This window comes from Enterococcus sp. C63, assembly GCF_040887215.1.
GTDB lineage: Bacteria > Bacillota > Bacilli > Lactobacillales > Enterococcaceae > Enterococcus_B > Enterococcus_B hirae.
The window spans coordinates 22,808-41,846 of the sequence record NZ_JBFOFI010000002.1 but is presented as its reverse complement, the minus strand read 5'-3'; the positions used below and the strand labels follow the sequence as shown (position 1 = coordinate 41,846).

Annotated in this window: 16 protein-coding genes; 6 read left to right on the top strand and 10 right to left on the bottom strand. The window is 38.2% G+C overall.

Translation table 11 applies throughout. The annotated features are described in order from the left end of the window. Positions 1-4: 4 nt before the first annotated feature. From aroF to AB3H90_RS02790, 3 genes are all read right to left on the bottom strand, one after another. On the bottom strand, positions 5-1,024 hold the full coding sequence (gene aroF, locus AB3H90_RS02800) for a 3-deoxy-7-phosphoheptulonate synthase (RefSeq protein ID WP_010738525.1): 1,020 nt from the start codon (positions 1,022-1,024) through the stop codon (positions 5-7). Between the two features lie 638 nt (positions 1,025-1,662). Then, complete coding sequence (locus tag AB3H90_RS02795; RefSeq protein ID WP_113820891.1) at positions 1,663-2,967, bottom strand: DUF438 domain-containing protein; 1,305 nt, start codon at positions 2,965-2,967, stop codon at positions 1,663-1,665. Further along, positions 2,964-3,197 carry a DUF1858 domain-containing protein gene (locus AB3H90_RS02790; protein ID WP_034699449.1) on the bottom strand — a complete coding sequence of 78 codons (234 nt, stop codon included), beginning with the start codon at positions 3,195-3,197 and terminating at the stop codon, positions 2,964-2,966. Before AB3H90_RS02790 ends, AB3H90_RS02795 begins: the two co-directional genes overlap by 4 nt. 383 nt (positions 3,198-3,580) lie before the next feature. Here AB3H90_RS02790 and AB3H90_RS02785 point away from each other — a divergent pair, with 383 nt between their 5' ends. The 3 genes from AB3H90_RS02785 to AB3H90_RS02775 are packed head-to-tail and all read left to right on the top strand — an operon-like array spanning position 3,581 to position 5,734. Next, the gene (locus AB3H90_RS02785; RefSeq protein WP_081127667.1) at positions 3,581-4,969 is read left to right on the top strand and encodes a Y-family DNA polymerase; all 1,389 of its coding nucleotides are present in this window, start codon (positions 3,581-3,583) and stop codon (positions 4,967-4,969) included. Then, positions 4,932-5,429: a hypothetical protein gene (locus AB3H90_RS02780; RefSeq protein WP_094940841.1), complete on the top strand. Its 498-nt coding sequence runs from the start codon at positions 4,932-4,934 to the stop codon at positions 5,427-5,429. Before AB3H90_RS02785 ends, AB3H90_RS02780 begins: the two co-directional genes overlap by 38 nt. Before the next feature lie 59 nt (positions 5,430-5,488). Continuing rightward, complete coding sequence (locus AB3H90_RS02775) at positions 5,489-5,734, top strand: hypothetical protein (protein ID WP_010720185.1); 246 nt, start codon at positions 5,489-5,491, stop codon at positions 5,732-5,734. Positions 5,735-5,997: 263 nt separating this feature from the next. On the opposite strand, the gene AB3H90_RS02770 is transcribed toward AB3H90_RS02775, so the two are convergent. The 5 genes from AB3H90_RS02770 to AB3H90_RS02750 form a co-directional block, all read right to left on the bottom strand. Then, a complete protein-coding gene (locus tag AB3H90_RS02770; RefSeq protein WP_094940840.1) occupies positions 5,998-7,578 on the bottom strand; it encodes a family 78 glycoside hydrolase catalytic domain in 1,581 nt (526 codons plus the stop codon). An 18-nt stretch (positions 7,579-7,596) separates the two neighbouring features. Next, positions 7,597-8,928 carry an MFS transporter gene (locus tag AB3H90_RS02765; protein ID WP_063626516.1) on the bottom strand — a complete coding sequence of 444 codons (1,332 nt, stop codon included), beginning with the start codon at positions 8,926-8,928 and terminating at the stop codon, positions 7,597-7,599. 302 nt (positions 8,929-9,230) lie between these two features. Then, complete coding sequence (locus AB3H90_RS02760) at positions 9,231-10,202, bottom strand: AraC family transcriptional regulator (protein ID WP_010720188.1); 972 nt, start codon at positions 10,200-10,202, stop codon at positions 9,231-9,233. A 111-nt stretch (positions 10,203-10,313) separates the two neighbouring features. Continuing rightward, entirely contained in the window at positions 10,314-11,654 is a 1,341-nt protein-coding gene (locus tag AB3H90_RS02755) for an MFS transporter (RefSeq protein ID WP_010720189.1), read from the bottom strand. 17 nt (positions 11,655-11,671) lie between these two features. Next, positions 11,672-13,663: an amylo-alpha-1,6-glucosidase gene (locus tag AB3H90_RS02750; RefSeq protein WP_368016141.1), complete on the bottom strand. Its 1,992-nt coding sequence runs from the start codon at positions 13,661-13,663 to the stop codon at positions 11,672-11,674. Between the two features lie 462 nt (positions 13,664-14,125). Between AB3H90_RS02750 and AB3H90_RS02745 the strand changes: the two genes are divergently transcribed. After that, on the top strand, positions 14,126-15,091 hold the full coding sequence (locus AB3H90_RS02745) for an AraC family transcriptional regulator (protein WP_081127653.1): 966 nt from the start codon (positions 14,126-14,128) through the stop codon (positions 15,089-15,091). 180 nt (positions 15,092-15,271) lie between these two features. Here AB3H90_RS02745 and AB3H90_RS02740 read toward each other — a convergent pair whose 3' ends face one another. After that, positions 15,272-16,651 (bottom strand): FAD-dependent oxidoreductase, encoded by a 1,380-nt coding sequence (locus tag AB3H90_RS02740; RefSeq protein WP_010738534.1) that lies wholly within the window; start codon positions 16,649-16,651, stop codon positions 15,272-15,274. A gap of 467 nt (positions 16,652-17,118) precedes the next feature. Here AB3H90_RS02740 and AB3H90_RS02735 point away from each other — a divergent pair, with 467 nt between their 5' ends. Together AB3H90_RS02735 and AB3H90_RS02730 are read left to right on the top strand one after the other, a co-directional pair. Then, positions 17,119-17,349 carry an AbrB family transcriptional regulator gene (locus AB3H90_RS02735; protein ID WP_368016140.1) on the top strand — a complete coding sequence of 77 codons (231 nt, stop codon included), beginning with the start codon at positions 17,119-17,121 and terminating at the stop codon, positions 17,347-17,349. Then, entirely contained in the window at positions 17,349-17,690 is a 342-nt protein-coding gene (locus tag AB3H90_RS02730; protein WP_368016138.1) for a type II toxin-antitoxin system PemK/MazF family toxin, read from the top strand. The genes AB3H90_RS02735 and AB3H90_RS02730 overlap by 1 nt, the downstream gene beginning before the upstream one ends. Positions 17,691-17,853: 163 nt before the next feature. Here AB3H90_RS02730 and AB3H90_RS02725 read toward each other — a convergent pair whose 3' ends face one another. Next, entirely contained in the window at positions 17,854-19,020 is a 1,167-nt protein-coding gene (locus AB3H90_RS02725) for a pyridoxal phosphate-dependent aminotransferase (RefSeq protein ID WP_368016137.1), read from the bottom strand. Positions 19,021-19,039: the final 19 nt, after the last annotated feature.

Genomic DNA, 19,039 nt, shown 5'->3' with positions numbered 1-19,039 from the left:
CTCTCTATAAAGCGTTGATTTTCTTCATCGCTTCTACTAAGATGTCCACTTCATTCATCATTTTCAGGTAGTTTTTCTCATTCAATGACTGCTGTCCATCCGACCAAGCATGAATCGGATCAGGATGGATCTCTACAATCATTCCATCTGCCCCACTCGCAACACCTGCTCGTGCCATTGGTGTCACTAAGTCCCAGACACCCGTTCCATGACTTGGGTCAACGATGATCGGGAAATGACTTAATTTTTTGATCAGTGGTACGGCACTTAGATCGAATGTATTTCTAGTAGCTGTTTCGTAAGTGCGGATTCCGCGTTCAATGAAGATGATGTTTGAATTGTTTTGAACTGCAATGTATTCAGCGGCATTTAACCACTCTTCGATCGTACCTGAGATGCCACGTTTTAAGCCAATTGGTTTTCCTGTTCGTCCTACAGCTTCTAATAAACGGAAATTTTGCATATTTCGTGCGCCGATTTGAATGATATCTGCGTATTCACTGACCACATCGATATGCGCTTCATCCATCACTTCGGTAATCACTTTCAAGTCATAATGATCCGCAGCTTTACGCATCATTTTCAACCCTTCTTCACCTAATCCTTGGAAAGCGTATGGTGACGTTCTTGGTTTGTAGGCACCACCACGTAAGATTTTAGCACCACCAGCCTTAGCCATTCGTGCTGTCTCCATGATTTGCTCTTCCCCTTCGACAGAACAAGGACCAGCCATTGTCACAAAACTCCCATCACCGATTTTCACTCCAGCTACATCAACGATCGTATCTTGAGGATGAAATTCTCGTGACGTCAATTTGTACGTATTGGTAATCGGTACGGCACGTTCTACGATATCGTAGCGTTCAAACGGAACATCCCGAATTACCTTTGGATCTCCTAAAAGCCCTAAGACAAAACGATCTTTACCATGGTTGATCTGTACATCTAGCCCTTCTTCTTTAATACGTTCAATCACTTGTGTTAACTCACTTTCTTGGATACCTGGTTTAATGATTAGAATCATACAATAACTCCCTTTGTTTTTTATTTTGTGTTTCGCTTCATCGATTTCCTCGCTGTTTGATTGGATTACATAAATTCTTGCAAATCAATCGTTACTTTGCTTATACCTTGTTTGAATGCGTTTAGTTCCCCCTTTATGTAACAAAAAAAGCCCACCGTAGAAAATCCATCTACAGTGAGCCCCTGAATCAATCAAATAAAAAAGCCACTATAGATTTTTCATCTATGCGGCGAGCAAGTCATCTCAAACATCCTTAGCCATCATAGATACAAACAAACGCTGATGTTTGCACCCATAATCGTATGAATACAAACTTATCTAAAATAGCTAAAGTAATAATTATTCAGTTGTGAACTATGTGTGATTTTCATAATAATCGCTCCAAACTGATATAAGATTGAGTTTAAGTATAGAGATGTTTTTGAAAGAAGTCAAACAATTTCTTGAATAAAATGATCAAAGGGTATGAAAAAAGGGCTTTTACCTGATAAAAACTCCAATTTACCCACTAAATAGTCGCAGGAGAATGCTGAAAATACCATAGAAAAGTATCAACAGCATGTCCGGCTTCTACTTCTATAATCAAACGAGCCCAAAAGTGAGCTGAAATTGTTCTTTATTTTGAAATTTGCCCGCTCTTACAATCGTTTTTGTCCGTCTAACTTTTGGATCTCAGTAATATCTTGCGTGACTTCTAAGCACCCAAGATAATCACCTGTCTCATTTTTTAAAGCAAAGTAGCGAATATAAATTTTCCGCCCTCTCATATCAATCCAAAATTCTGCTGAATCCCTTGTTCCTGTACGGAAATCGTCAAGTATTTGTTGGACAAGATGCATGCTTTTTGGTGGATGACAGTTGACGACTTCACGACCAATGACAGAAGTAGTTCTTGGAAAGACCCGTTTCTTTCCTTCTGAGAAGAAACGAACCCGATCCTCATGATCAACAAATGTCAAATCCACAGGCAACACTTGAAACAAGGCAACTAATTGCTCCAACTGTAACGCTCCTGTCGGAAATTGCACAACTAAATCAGTCATAGGTGCTGTTTCGTCTTGAACTGCCTCTGACGTAAACTCTTCGATCCCAAGACCAGCAGCAATACCATCGGTCGTTTCTTTAGCTTTTTTAATGGCTAATTGACGAGCTGGTTCCCGTTCGCTTTCTTTTTCGAGCGATTCTTGGCTTGGCTTCCATGGAAGTGGTTCAGGGATAAACGCAAAACCGATATCAAAGCTGTCATGAGCGATTTGTTCCCAATCTTTAAGGCTAAACACATCTAAGGTCATGGGTACCATGATCTCCTCTTCCTTAAAAATCATCTCTTCAATTTCTGTTTTTACTGCTTCCCATTTTTCGGATAGCGGATTATAAGCCGCTTTGTCTGTAGCTAAATAAGCATTCAGCGCTTTGATCATTTCACGGATATCATCATCTACACCCCACATCACTTTAGGTGGGGCTGAGATTCCGTATTTTTCCATATAAGAAAAGATCAACGTTTCTTTTCGTGCATAATGCTTGTCGATCTGCAATAAATCAGTCAAAGCGTGTTGCAAGCGTTCCTTTTGTGACCAATCTCCTTTAGCCATTTTTGCCAATAACCCGTCAATTTCATCCGTCAATAACGACTGCAACACTTGGTTTTCTAACTTTAAGGTATGGATCGGGTGTCCTGGTTGTGCATGTTCATAATTGGAATGATGGATCTCATTGATCGCTCCTTTAAAAACAGCTGCATGGATATTACATAACTTTTGGATTTCTGACGGATCAAGACCGCTTTGAATCAATGCTTTTTCCGCAGCAGTGATTTCTGTAACATCGACTCCCTCAAATTCTTCATTGAACAATCGTTTTGCTTCTTCAAAAGAACCACCTTTATGTAAAAGTGACAGGATTTCAACAATCCGTTCTTGTCGTTGATTCGTAGGTTTCATTTTACCAATCCTTTCACAATAAATCCTGATGTTTCAAAGGCCGTAACAATTTGTTCCAAAGGGATTTTTTTCATTTGAGCCCCTTTAGGAATCGTCATATAGCGACCAGCAGTTTGCAACATCCCAGGTTGGTTGATGGCATTAAATCCTAGCTCTGCCATGATTTGTTTGACTTCTGGATATTCAGTAACTAATTCAAATAATGTTTTGGAAAAATCGATTTCTCTCATTTTACTTCCTCCTTCATTGAGAATCGTTCTCATTCGATCGGATTCATTATAAACGATTTTGTGCACTTTTACACGATAATTTCAAAGCAAATCTTTTTTTACCATTCTAATGATGAGTATATCTAGGCTCATTCTTTTTTCAGTGTAAAATTTCCTAATGACTTTCTGATCAGCAAAAAATAAAATAACATTTTTTATTAACTAATGAGGTCATCCAGCTGTTTTTTCTTTCAATTTATTTTGCTTCAGATACTACCCATTTCTCTAAACGATAAAAAGACAACAATCTTCTTCTCCACTGTTTTTTTACCCATTCCATCACGTTTTTTTCATTGACACAAAACACGAACATGTGTTCTAATCAATAAGAAGAGGTGACGAATATGATTCGAAATCAAAATCCAGTCTTTGATTACACAAAAGAACCTTCGAGAGATATTCTTTGCATCGATTGTAAGTCGTTTTATGCTTCTGTTGAGTGTGCCGAACGTCATTTAGATCCTCTAACAACCAAACTCGTCGTCATGTCCTATCCGTCAGGGAAAACCGATGAACGTGGGAGTGGCTTGATCTTAGCTGCCAGTCCAGCCGCAAAAAAAGCCTATCATATTACAAATATCAGTCGAGCAAGAGATTTACCCTTTCCCTATCCCGACGATCTTTATATGGTCCCTCCACGAATGGCTTACTACATGAAAAAAAATACCGAGATCAATGCTATTTATAAAAAGTACGTGGATGAAGAGAATCACCATGTCTATTCTGTCGATGAAAGCTTTCTTGATGTCACCAACAGCTTGAAACTTTTTAAAGTCAAAAGTGCTTGGGATCTAGCTGAAATCATCTATCAGGATGTCTACCAACAAACAGGAATCCATACAACTATTGGGATTGGTGATAATCCACTACTAGCTAAGTTAGCGTTGGATAACGGTTCTAAAGGAAAAGAGCGAAAGGCCGAATGGCGCTATGCAGATGTGGCAGACAACGTTTGGCGTATTCCTTCTCTCACCGATTTTTGGGGAATTGGTCATCGGACAGCCAAACGACTCAAACGACTGGGGATTCATTCTGTTCATGATTTAGCTCATGCGGATTATTACCAACTAAAAGAAAAATTTGGAGTGATTGGCACCCAGCTTTTTGCTCATGCTTGGGGAATTGATCGAAGCTTTTTGGGAGAAGATTATACCCCCAAATCAAAAAGTATTGGGAATAGTCAAATTTTGAATCGTGATTATACAAGGCGTGAAGAACTTGAAATCGTTCTTAAAGAAATGGCTGATCAAGTCGGAACTCGTCTGCGGCGTGAACATGCGAAAGCGCAAGTTGTTAGCTTGTGGATGGGCTACTCTTTAGGTTATCGAGATCGTCTAGGGAAAACTGGATTTCATCAACAACTAAAAGTTGAGCCGACAAATTCTAGTCATGAACTCAGTCTCATTTTATTGAATCTTTTTCGTAAACATTACCAGCATCAAGACATTCGCAGTGTCGGTGTCAACTGCTCTAAACTAATTTACACAGACAGTCTGCAATTGAATCTATTTGCAGATCCCGATGAACAAGTCAACGATGCCAAAATCGATTTTGTCGTTGATCGTATTCGCCAAAAATATGGGTTCAGTGCAATTGTCCATGCCCATAGCTTATTAGAAGGTGGCCGTGCGATCGCAAGGAGTTCACTCGTTGGCGGACACGCTGGTGGTCATGCCGGTATTGAAGGTGAGGGCTATGCGTCGAACAAAAAAAGAATTTCTCGACTACAATGAATACCGAGATCGTCCATTCGGATTAAAATGGGGCACCGCATTCGCTATGGAAGAGCTAGTCACTGGGATCAAAAAAAATGAAGCGTGGGCAGTGAAAGAGATTCGTCCGTTGGAACAAATGTCTCGAGAAGAAATGGATAGTGTTTTATTAGAGGCTTTTCTTTACCATAAAAAAGTAAGTCTGCAATTAAATACCAAGGATGAATTTGGCCGCTACTTAGAAAGCATCGAGGGTTTCTTTACTGGTGAAGCTTATCACGACTATTTTATCCTTGAAGAACAGATCGTTCACTGGTGTGACGTCCGACATGTTCAAATAAAACAGGAAGATAAGTGGTTTGATGTTTCCTATTTTCCCCAGTCAGTCACACAACATGAAACGTTAAGTAACCGAAGTCTTAACGAAGAGATCGTTCCGATCAAAGATGAATTTTACCAAAGTTTTCCTGAAGAAGAGTAGCGTTTTGCCATTGATCAGCATAAAATGCCTATTTCATTAAACTAGAAAGAAGTGATTTTTTGAAAACAGTCCATCAACATTTTGAAACGATCGCTATCACTGCGTTTATTGCCAAACAAGAAATCATTGTCCGCTGTAAGGATAACAACACTTATCGAGGATTTGTCCAACGAGACATGACAGAAAAAGGATTTTCCTTAGATGAGCAATTGATTCATTGGGTAGACATCGTTGAAATCCAATTGACCGATCAATACTTTCACTTTTGGGAAGATATTTTACATCTAAAGGAACCGACATCCTAACAAAGCCATATAATTGGAACACCTAATCCTATTACATGGAACGCATGGACTCCCCCCAAAAAACGTACAAGTCTTCTCGTAAGCGATAAACCTTTGATTATACGGATAAACTGCTCGTCCGTTTCATACTACAGCAAAAAATCTCAAAACCGCAAAAATGGTTTTGAGATTTTTTGCTTATGTCTAGGATGAATCAGTGAATCATTACTTAACGATCCAACTGTCTTTTTTCAGTTGACAATGTAAAGTAACTGACTGCTTTTTCAATTTAGATATTTTTCGATCAAGTACGCTGGCGTACAGCTCCACGCATGGCAATAACTACTGATGATCGGGCTGCCATAAGGAGAAAAATCTGGTTCTTCTGGTTTAAAAGCTTCCCAAAAAGTGTCTGCTCCCAGCTGAATCATTTTGCCCCAATAGTTTTTCATTAACTGGATAGCTTCTTCTTGAAGTCCAGCTACAAATAGCGCTTCGACTACATGATGATACATATAAGGTGTAGCAATCCCTGTGATCGGAAAATGATGCGCAATCATCGTCTCCAAAATTTCTCGATTCATTGGTTGATCAAAGACCTCTGCTAAAACCATCCAAACTTGACTCGCCACATTGATTTCTCCGGTTGTTTCAATAATAAACTGCTTTTGTTCTTCATCAAATAATTGTTGCTTCGCAAACGCAATCAGTTTCTCTGTTGTTTCTTGGTAATGACTCAGTTGTGGATCTTTCACTTGTTCTGCCAACTGGTTGAATCGTTTCATCGCATAGATCAACACTGCTTGCCCTGCTGTACTCTTTTCAAACTCATTCGACCAGTCGATAAATACTGGCCACTCTTCTAACAAATTCAGGCGTCCCTCTTCATCGACACATGTCAGTGCTAGTTCCATCTGCTTTTTCGCTACGGGATATAAATCCTGCAAGACAACTGAATCTTTCGTCTGATGGTAAAAATCAGCTAAGATCACTGCAAAAAACAAACTATAGTCGAATAAAAACGTATCATCTGGTGTCAATTGCGGGGCTGTGAAAACATTGGCTGGAATCTTCCCTTCACTGGTCGTCATCCCACCAAATAAATAAAGACAACGTTTCGTTAAAGCTAAATCACCGAAAGTCGCATAATTCGCTAACGCTTGTAAACGTAAATCACCAATCCATAATCGGCGATCTCGTTTGGGCCCATCTTCAAAGACTTCTTGCATGCAATCAAATAATGTTTTAACAGAAACTTGGTAGATGGAAGCAAGTTCTTCATCAGCAATCACAGGCTTTGGTAATTGGTCGAGTGACACACAACTTTCTGCGATAAAAAGCGGATCAGAAAAACTAGCTTGCCACTTGGGTGAAGTATCCAACACCTTTAGCTCAATATAACGACAGCTATATCTTCTTGGTAATTCTAAACGTGCCGGCAAAACATCTAAATGGATAAATTCTTCTTGAATCCAAGACTTTGACAACCAACCATCATATGCACTAGAATCTGCCGCAAGTTCAGCGGGTACTTCCGCAAATTTCAGTTGTAAATATAAAGGGGCATCCATTGGCGAACCAACCGAGTCAATGGACAGACTAAAATGCCCAACATAATGATCCCCTAAATCTAAGATAATCGCTTCATCCCTTTTTAAAGTATAATCAGCTAGTTGTTTGATTTCTTTGTCACTGTTAATTGCTGAATACCCATTCAAACCATGTGGGTCTTCAACGATTTCAGTGATTGCTACTGGTTCGATCTTCGTTTTCAAAAGCTTTGGTACCTGTTGTTGTGCTTTGGCCAGCAGTGCCTCGTCTTTCTTCCAACGCACATCTTGATTGATTTGAAAAGTAAATGCCATCTTGCTTTCTCCTCTTCTTTACTTGGTGAACGATGCAGTCATTTCTCCTTCAGCCAGCTCTTTATCCACGGGATCAATCACTGGGTATTTTTTCTGTAGACGCATCATGATTACTCCAGCAATTGTTGCTACTAAAACGATTCCCGCAAAGCCAAACATAGACGTCTGGATACGATCAGGAGCAACTAAGTAAGGGGTAACAAAAGCAAATAATCCACAACACATTCTTGAAAAACCATTGATGAACCCTTGAAGTGAAGCTCGTGTTTCTGCTGGGAAAGATTCTTGTGTCCACACTTTGTAGATTGCTTCTCCGGCTAGTGGATTCCCAAAATTATAAAAAGCAATTGTGATCGCTAATGCAATAAATCCTGCACCACCACCGATCAATGCCATACCTAACATTGCGCCAAATTGAACGACTGCCCCAATAAAGAAAGCTTTGTTTCTAAATTTACCACCTGCAACAGAGGCAAATGCAATCGTTGTTGCTAAAGAAATCACATTCAACCCGATCCCTAATCCTGTAGCTTGTGCTTGACTAGCTCCGGCATTTGTCAAAGCATAGGTTTGAAATTGTCCCCAAGTATTCGCTAAGAGGTTCCAACACACATAAAAAATCAAGATAGCGGCGAAAAAGCCAAGGTATTTTTGTTTGTTTTCCCCAAATAGTACTGTCTTGAAAGAAACTTCTTTCGAGTCGCTTGTCACTTTGGTCATTGCTTGTCGAGCAGCTCCGGCTTCATGAAATTGTCTAAACTTAGGTGAAAGTGTCCGCCATAACCAAGTGATCACTGCAAACGTAAATAAGATGGCAAAAACAATTCTTGCTCCTAACACACCTTCGATTCCCGATAAAAGAAACGAACAGATGTAAGAAATGAATATCCCCACTTGCCAAAAAATCTGTGTGGAAGAAATCAAACGAGCAGAAGTATGCTCATCAGGTGCATCATGAGAAACAACGGTCAAACTTAATGGTAAGTCTGCTCCAGATGCTACGCCCATGATAATCACGCCTAATAAGAGCATTGGGAAACTTGTGGCTAGAATACAGACCGCAGCTCCGATCGCGTAAAACAAATTGATCCAGTTAAATGAACGGATCAAGCCAAATGCTTTTGATATCTGTCCAGTAAACAGCGATCCGAAAGCGATTGCAAAAGTTAGCCCGCCAGAAACGATCCCGACTTGTCCAGTTGTCAGCTCTAGTCCCTTTTGCCAAACGGGAATCGTCGCTGAGAGTCCAACAATACAGCCAGATCCAAGCATGGAGCCAATTCCAGCAGCGACAGCTAGAGGCGAATACTCTTTGACCGTGGTAGTAGTTGATGCCTGTTGTTTCTTCATAAAAAACACTCCTTAAAATAAGTTTTATAAGTTCGAACAGTTAGAATTGTAAACGTATGAATTACTCAGGACTATAGCAAAAAAAGTGTTCTTTTTATCCAAATCACATTCGTATGCTTCAGCGAATCAAACAAGCGATTCTTTTTCGAACATTCAGGAAACGAAAAGAAGGTTCACACTTATCCAATACATTTGGAATACGCTTTAGTTAATCTTCGCTTTTCATTGCCAGTTCATGATTGGTCAAATCTTTTTTACAGATCACCTGAGAAAAAGGACTCGTTGCATCACAACTGCCTATTCTATTTTTTTAACAGACTATCTTTGAGTTCTTTAGGTGTCAGTTCTGTGTATTTTCCGACTAATTTATACAAAGAAGCAAGAGTTTCAAAACCAAGTTCATACGAGATTTCTTCAAAAGTTTTATTCGTTTCTCTCATCAACTCGATCATCGTTTTATACCGCAAAGAATTGATCAATTCTTGGAAAGAACTCCCTGTTTCTTTTTTCAATTTATTACTTAAATAATTTGCATTATAACCAAAATGTTTCGCTAGATTTTTCAGTGTCAGTTTTCGAAAATGAAGATCGATATATCGTAAAATCTCTAATAATTCCTGATTCTCACGTTGCGTAACATATTCTTCTAAATCACGGGTAAGTTCGATCAATAGTAAAGACAATCTCAGATTCAGTGCCCGCATATAATAGTCTTGTTTGTTGTAATATTCCAAAATCATTTTGTGCAATAACCCTTGCACTTCTAAGTTATCACCACAATGAAAATGGATAAATTCATCATGTTTTCCTTTTTCCTGCGAAGCATTTAATAGAAATTCATTGACCAATCCACGTGACTTCACCATATTGATCACGATGTCAGTCGTAATCGATTCCCCTTTCAATAAAATATTGATCAAAAGGTCTTCCTCTTCTAAAGGATCGATACGCTGAACGATTTCTTTGTCTAATAACAGCAATTCACCTTCTTTCAAGTGAATTTTCTTATCGTTGACATATTGGACACATGAACCAGACAACATATAGTTAAATTCAACAAATTCATGCGTATGTGCAGGCATTTCAGCGTAACGATGATGTTTATTGATAAAGATATTACCCTCTTTGAAAAATTGGTTTTTGGGCATTTTAGGTACTGCGACTGTCTCATAGGGCAACTGTTGGTCATTGATATTTTGACCATCAATTTGTTGTCGACATTCAATTTCGTTATTTTCCATCAAAAATGTTTTTAGTTGCTCAAAGGTAAACACTGGCATCCTCCCCTTTTTCTTCATTTTCAGTTAGCTTTTCGTCAATAGCAACCAGAGCTTTTAGGTAATTAGGTAACTATCTTTCAGTCTAACGAACGAAAAAGCAGCAAATCAACCAATGGAAGGTTTTTCCTTAGTCGTAACAAATAAATAGTTCGCTGGATAACCGATTTGGAAAACACCGAGCGTGATTAGGTAAAAAACAAGTGGTACTACAAAAGTAGAGAAAATAATGCCAAATGATGCGCTAGATAATTGCGCCTGATTCGCTACATAGCCTGTATAGCTCAAAACAAATCCTGGGATAGCTCCACCAATCGCCATCGCAAATTTCATGATAAAAGAATTCAATGAAGCGATCAGCGCTGCTGTTTCAATTCCCAACTCGTGTTTTATTTGATCCACATTATCAGCAGATAAACTATACTGCAAAGTATTGGTCAGCCCTAAGCCAACTTGGACAGCAAGATAAGCCCCTAAGAAAATCATTTTCGATTGATGCACGCCGATCATCACGATCATCGCTAAACAGAGTAAAGATAATGCGCCAACATATACTTTTTTCTTCCCCCATCGCTTAGATAAACTAGGGACCAACACACCTGCTCCTAAAGCACCAAACAGTCCTAAAAAACTAGCGAAACTTAGCAATTTTGTGTCATTCAAAATATAGTTCAAATAATACAAAAGCGATCCACTAAAGATATTGCTTGCGGCGGTAATAAAAAGCATACTGATAAATAGGGTCATCACTGGACGAATTTTTAAGATAGCAAGCGCTTCTTTATAAGAATAGCCGCGCTCTTGCGATAATTCAGCGGGCTCTTCATTCCCTCTTTCTTTCAGTGCTAATGTACCAAAAATCGTGAAGAACAAGACGACTAGTACCGTTCCGACAATCAACAAGGTATACCCAGAAAGCCCATTATTGTAAGCGGAAAGGATCAACGGTGCCAAAATATTCAAACAAGTAGGTCCTACTGTATACGACACACCTTTTATGGACGACAAGATGTTTCGATCGGCTTCTTGATCGGTTAATACGGGGATCAAACTATTTAATGGGATATCCATTAAATCAAAAGTGATACCTAACAAAATATAAGAAATATAGATAACGACGATTTTTTGACTAGTAAAAAGTAACGGTGCAAACCAAACGAGTAAATAGTTGATACAACAAATCACTGTTCCCAGCACCAAAATCGGGCGATATTTGCCAAAGCGTGTCACTGGGAAACGATCGATCAAAAAACCTAATAAAGGATCACTGAAACCATCAAGTAGTCTGGAGACTAGAAAAAGCGTACTAACTACAGCAGGATTAATGCCAATTACATCGGTATAAAAAATCAAAAGGTACGTATTCAACAACGTCATCACTGGGATATTTCCGAGATTTGTTAAAGCAAAACCAATTTTTTCCTTTACACTGATTCGTGTTTGTTGCATTCCAATCCTCTCCTTTTTCAAATCAGTTGTTTGCTCTTAGTTGTTTCAAGGGAGATATCATAATTTTTTCCTGGCTCTAAATGAACCTCTTGTTGGTTGATACGGAGAATCCCTCCTTCTCGTGTCGTTGAGATGTGTAGCTGTTCTTGTTCTTTATTAATTGTGACAAGTCCATTTTTGATTGGTATTTGCATGTTTAGACTTTCAAAGGCATCTAGATTAGGTTCAACGACGAAAGTTTGATATCCTGGTGAAAGTGGTCGGACACCTGCGAAATATCTGCCTAATAGATAGATTGGGCTTGCTCCCCAAGCATGGCATAAGCTTTTGCCAAAAGGATCCCCATACATTTCATACACTTGTTCGCCCGTTTCCTCAGGGATATATTCTTCCCAGAATGTCACTGCCCCTCTTTCAACCATTCCGCCCCAGTAATCACAGATGATTTGATACACTTGGTCTGTTTGACCCATTTTACATAGAGCATCTTGCTCGAAAAATTTGAAATAAGGTGTCGTGATCTGGGTAATTTCAGGGTTTAACAATACATGGGTTAAAATCTGTTCTTTCTTTTCTTGTTCCACTAAATCGAATAAAATGGCAAAAATATTGGCATGACGAGTTACGTGGCGCTTTTTCGATTCATAGGAATCAATAAATGCCTGCTTTTCTTCGTCCCAGAAATAGCTCATGACGTTTTCTTTTAGTTGTTGATACTTCTGTTCATAGTCATCTACTTCACCCAAAACAGCTCCACAAGTCATCATCGTTTGGTAAGCTTTAAGCAATAGAATTTGTTCTGCTGCCAAGGTTCCTTCTCGATCCATCTCCGTCCAATCAATAAACAACCAATCTTTTTCTCGCCCATAAATAAAGCCAAGTTCATTCGTTTGTGCTTGGAGATAGTCCATCATCGTCTTCATCTTAGGATAGATTTGTTTCAAGAAAACCGTGTCGCCCGTCATTAAATAGTGATTCTCAACAGCGATAATCCATAAAATCGAGTAGTCAACGATCGTATTCATATGTTGCTTGATCTCATTTTGCCCACGAAGCGCTAACATCGTTCGAGTATTGATTTCTTCATCGAAAAAGAGGTATTGATTGATAAAATAGCTTTGGTAAGCATCGCCTGACCAGATCCACCGATCTCGCTTGATCCCATCGATAAAGAACAATCCGCTACATAGGGTAAATGTTTCCACAGAAACTTCCCAAATCTTGTTTAAAAGGACATTGTCTGAAGAAAAAGCAGCATGATTGGTTAAAGGAAGGGATTCATGGATCGCCTCGATCTCAATTTCTTCCTTCGCAACATCTGGAACAAACAAATACCGAAAAGCACGCTTTCTTGGGATTGTTTCAACAGTAGCTGCTTTTTCCTTGTAATAGCACATCTCCACATCCAATGCTTCTGATGCAGATTCACCATAGCAAATCATGATCGGTTGCCCATGTGTCATTTTTTTGATCGCCAGTGTTCCGTAAACCGCACGACCATAATCAATCAATACCCCATCATTCTGTTCGTTGATTGAAACAGGTGTAACCACTTTTTTTTCAAAATAGACATGATTTGGATCGTTTGCTTTATCCAAATAAAGTGAGCTCCAACCAGCTGGTAGTTCTTCAATAAAGTTACTTGCTCGCCAACCTACATCACTCTTGATAACCTCTCCTTCGACAAAGACAGCGGGTAATCCAGTTGCGTTGCCTACAAAAATCCTGATTTTATTCTTTCCAGGCTGACAATTGATTGTTTCTTTAAGTGGATACTTTTTCCCATTCACTTCCACATAGCCAATCCCTGTTGCATAAACAATAAAAGAAGTTGGTTCTGTCAGTTCGTAGTAACGTTTGAATTTCACATTTTTATGACAATCATCAACGTTCCAATAAGCAGGCCAGTCATAGCCTCTTTCTTCTCTTGAAAAATTTTGTAATAATCCTTGTCTGATTTCAAAATCTCCTGGGTACCATAACCATCTTGTTTGTTTTTCACTATTCATCTTCCACACTCCTTGGTTTTGGATCGTAGCAATGGTAATCATGCACGATTCTTTTTTCTCATTATCAATAACTGATAGTCTAAGCCTTTTGAACACATTGATTAATAACAAATGAAACAGCCCCGTACGTCTCACCCAAACTAGCGAAAGTTAAGCCAAATGAACACATTTGTTTAGTCATTTTGATAGCTCACTCTTCCTCAAAAATAAGTTAAAATTTTCCGTTTTGCGCTTTCCATCACTTGAAAAAAACAGGAACAGTCTTTATCAATCAACAGCTAAAAGATTTAAGTTTTCCTTCCTAAACACTTATGCTTTTTCTCCCTCTACATATTAACCGCTTTCATATTCGGGGAACAATTTCCAAAATCCAGAATGTTTATATCAAATCTACAGGTTTTTTGGTTAAAAAGTTGTGTTACATTAATAGCAAGGTAAGATAATCATCAAGAGGTGAAGTTCATGGAGAAATGGATCGCAGAGTTATTCAAAGAAACGGAAATCGAAAAATTGCAAAAAAAATCAGGTAAAAATATTAATACAATGAACCTCAACTATCATCGTTCGATCGTTCCAGAAATTCCTAAAAGTAAGTTCTTTGAGTTTGGATCAATCGCAATTAACAAACATCCAAGATTTTCTTACACACCCGCGCATACCCATCATTTTATTGAGTTGAATTTTTTATTCAATGGGCAGTGCACCCAGCGTTTGAACGGTGACGTTTTTCATTTAGAAAAAGGACAGTTACTTCTGTTAGATAGTAAGGTTATCCAACAAATCGATTATGTAGGAGCAGAGGATATCTTGATCAATTTCCTCCTTGATATTCCAGCTATTCAAAATATTCTATTGCCTAATCTACCAAAATCCAATAATCTAATCACAGATTTTTTCTTTCAAGCAACCCGTTCGCCTACTGAACATACTAGTTATATCCTACTAGACTTATCAATGAGTCCCTTAGCGTATCAGCTAATTAAAAGTCTGATGATGACCACTTATCAAAAAGAGTCTGTGCATAAGCAACTTTTGCTGAATTTATTATTTTCTTCACTGATGGTAGAAAGCGCGCAAGCACCAGTGATTATCACGAATAAAAAAACGATTCGTAATGAGCCGCTGATTCAAATCTTAGATTATATCAATGATCACTATGCAGAAATCACCTTACAGCAATTAGGAGAAACTTTTGGCTATAACAAAAACTATTTAAGCAACTTGTTAAAAAATAAAACCGGTAGTAGTTTCCAAGAGTTGATCGATCAAAAACGCTTATCTGAAGCAAAGCGACTCATGCTAGAAACAAACGATAGTTTAAGTACGATTGCCTTAAAAATCGGCTATAAAAGTGTCCCTTCGATTTTCAAACTTTTCCAAAAAGAAACCGGAAAAACACCTGATTATTTCCGAAAAAAACGGATGTAAAAAGAGTAGTTGAAACATGAATGGTACAACTCTCTAATTCCAACTGTAAAACAGTGACGAAAAGTTATTAACAAAAAAAAATAACAAAAACCGCCTGAAACAATTGATATGTTTCAGGCGGTCCATTTATATTTTACGTAAAATACCACGTTTCTAACGAATGTCTCTAATTGTTTGATTTTATTCTACAAATGGTTCTTCTCCCAATGCTTGTTGCGCGGCTAGATTGATCATATTCCATTGGCGATCAAAACCAGGTTGGAAGAAAAAGTCAGCTTCTGCTAAATCTTCGATCGTCAGTTTTTGTTGGATCGCTAGCGCTAGTACGTTGCCTTGAGCAGTCACATCATAAGTAGATAAAACAGCTCCGCCAAGGACTTGATGTGTCATTGGGTCAAAGAATAATTGGATTGAAACTTTCGTGTTCCCATATTCTTCAGGTACATATTTAGGACGAATAGTATCTTCATAATAAGCTGTGCGAATGGCTACGCCTGCTTTTTCTGCTGTAAAACTATTCAAACCACTAGCTGCAAAGTGATAATCAAAAACACTTAATGCCGAAGAACCTACAACGCCTCCAAATGGTTGGCTTGGTGTATCCTCAAATAGATGTTTGACTACATATCGTGCTTCTCTTCTTGCCACTGTTGCTAGTGCAATCGGCATTTTTGAGCGGGCAGGTATCGAATAAGCAAGGGTTGCATCCCCTACTGCATACACATCAGGTAAATTGGTTTGCAAATATTCATCGGTAACGATCCAACCACGATCATCTAAATCTACGACTCCTTTTAGCCATTCCGTATTCGCTTTGACTCCAGCTGCTTGAATCACAAGATCTGTCGCGATTTCTTCATCTGCTGTTTGAATCGCAGCGACTTGTTGCTCACCAGTGAAAGCAGTGATTTTCGCACCCGTCACGACTTTGATACCCTTTTCTTTTAAATGTTCGGTTAAAATATCCGTCATTTCCGGATCTAAATAAGTGCCTAATGGTCGATCAATCACGTCTAATAACGTCACTTCTTTCCCTGCTTTTTGAAAAGCTTCAGCGGCTTCGATCCCGATATAGCCTGCACCGATAACAGCTACATTTTTGATCGCTGGATCAGTTAATTTATCTTTGATTCTAGTAGCCCAATCGTACCCACGCATCAAATAAACGTTCTCTAAATCTGTTCCTGGTACTGGCAATGAATTTGGTTTTACTCCTGAGCTTAAGATCAATTTATCATATTCATACTCTTTGGTACTCTTATCTAAGATACTAGTCACCGTTACTGTCTTTTGGTCTGCATGAATCGCTTTTACTTCATGATTGTTTAAAATGTGAACATTGGGTTGTGGAAAGTTTTCTGGTCTGAAATTTCGTACATCATTAACATCTGTCACTTGGTCCTCTAAATATAATTCCATGCCACATGACATGAACGAAACATAATCCCCTGCTTCAAATAAGGTGATATCGACATTTTCACCATATCTAGATAGCAATTCTAAAATCGATTGATGTCCGCCATGAGATGCGCCGACAATAATAACCTTTGTTTTCTCCATTGATGAAACCTCCTTGTTCAATTATTTAGAATAACTCTAAACAATTCAAATATAACACTCGATTTTTTATAAATCAAAAGAAATGCCCAAATATTGGACAGAAAAAATAAGACTTTCTCTATTAAGTTTTTGACTTAAATGTTTATCAACTTTCTTTTTAGATAGCAATATTTTTTATAAGAAATAACTGTACAGAAAAATAAAACGGTTATGCTATTATTTGTCAATTATATCGCTTGACTTAACTTGTAAAATTTATATAAAAAACATTTTCCATACTAATAAAGTTAGCTGGTACTATAGACCTCCTCAACCATGAAATTAGAAAAAAAACAAAAAAACATACCAAAAATAATAACTGTACAAAAAAGATCGTTTCAGAACACTTAACATTTACAAATAAATACAGGAAAAAATTTTCGTTACTTAATGTTGTATAGTACTATAAGAGTAAAGAGGTGGTATATGTGCTCATTACAAAATCTAGATTACAAGGTGGTTCTGTAGTAATTACTCTACCGTCTGACAATGGTAAAAAACCTTCAGAAAATCAAGAATATGTTGTTGTCTACTCTGAAGATGGGACAATCACATTAGTTCCTAAAATCGAAGATCCATTTAGTGCTGGACAAGAAGCTGAGTATTACGAAAAAGATGAATGGAAAGACTTAACTCCTAAAGGGAGAGAAATTTTATAGTGCCTAAAGCTAGAAATTATATTCCTAAAAAAGGGGATATTGTTTGGATCGATTTTGATCCATCCACAGGCAAAGGAATTCAAAAGAGAAGACTAGGATTGTTTGTATCTTGTTATGAATTTAATTGCACAACAATGTTTGCAATAATCTATCCAATTACTTCTACTATAAAAAATCTACCGACACGCTATTCGCTTCCCAAAGATTTAGATACAAAGGGACAAGTACTTATTTCTCAATTAAAATCACTTGATTTCAAGGAAAGAAAACTCAAAAAGGTCGAAAATTTACCTTTACAAGATATGGCTAAAATTGATCAGATTATCCAGTATATATTTTAAGCACCTTAAATTGGATCATAATCTTTCGTTATGCCAAATAAAACTAAAAAATATACACCATTAAAAAAGAAAAATGACAAATGTTCCTCTTTCAATCAACAAAGTAAACAAAAAATGAAAAACTTCGTTCAATAAAATGAACGCAGCTTTTCATTTTTTTTGATTACATATCAGCTAAAAAAAGGCGAATCCGTTGGCAAGCTTCCGTAAGTTCTGCCAAACTACTTGCATAAGAAATCCGAATATAGCCTTCACCCTCTGGTCCAAAAGCTGAACCAGGGATACAGGCGACTCTGCCTTGTTCTGCTAACTGTAAGCAAAACTCCCAAGAATTCAAGGTAACTTCTTTTGGCAGTTTACAAAACAGGTAAAAGGCGCCATCAGGTGGTATGACTTCAAACCCTAACTCACTTAATTGACCTAAAAGATAATCTCTTCTCTTCGCATACTGTTCTTTCATTTTTTCCCCATCATACATTCCGGTAGTAAGTGCCTCAACCGCAGCTTTTTGAGCCATCGTAGTGGCTGAAGTGACTAAATATTGATGGACTTTGATGATTTCATCAATCACATATTTTTGAGCAAAAATAAAGCCGATCCGCCAGCCGGTCATCGCATGAGATTTGGATAAACCGCTAATCACAATTGTTTGCTCCGGAAGATAAGACGCTGGCGAAACATGGTCTCCGACATAATTCAACTCTGCATAGACTTCATCGCTGATCACGAAGACCGATCGTTGTTTGATGACTTCAGCTAATTTTGCCATTTGTTCTGAAGTTAACAGTGTTCCTGTTGGATTGCTTGGATAGTTCAAGATAATTGCTTTGATCGAGTCGCCATAAGTAGCAAAGGCTGCTTCTAACTGTTCTGGTTGGCAAATAAAGCCTGTTTCTGACGTATCGATCGTGATCAATTCCGCTCCAGCAAGATCCACTATCGGCTGATAACCAGGATAAGCAGGCGCGGGAATCAATACTTTGTCGCCTTCTTCTAAAATCGCTAGTAAAGAAGCAGCGATTGCTTCTGTGGCACCAACTGTCGTTAGTACTTCAGTTTGAGGATCGTATACCAACCCATAACGTTCTTTTTGAAAGAAACAAGCAGCTTCACAAAGTTCGGGTAGTCCCCTCATCCCCGTATAATGGGAATAATTTTCTTCAATAGCAGTGATCCCCGCCTGTTTAACATGTTCGGGCGTTGGAAAATCAGGCTCTCCTAAGGTTAACTTGATGACATCGGGGATAGCAGAAATTTGTTGGTCAAAACTTCTGATTTGTGACACTGCTATTTTTGCAAGCCTGTGATTAAAACGATTGGTTAAATTCATGTGGTTTTCTCCTTTTTAT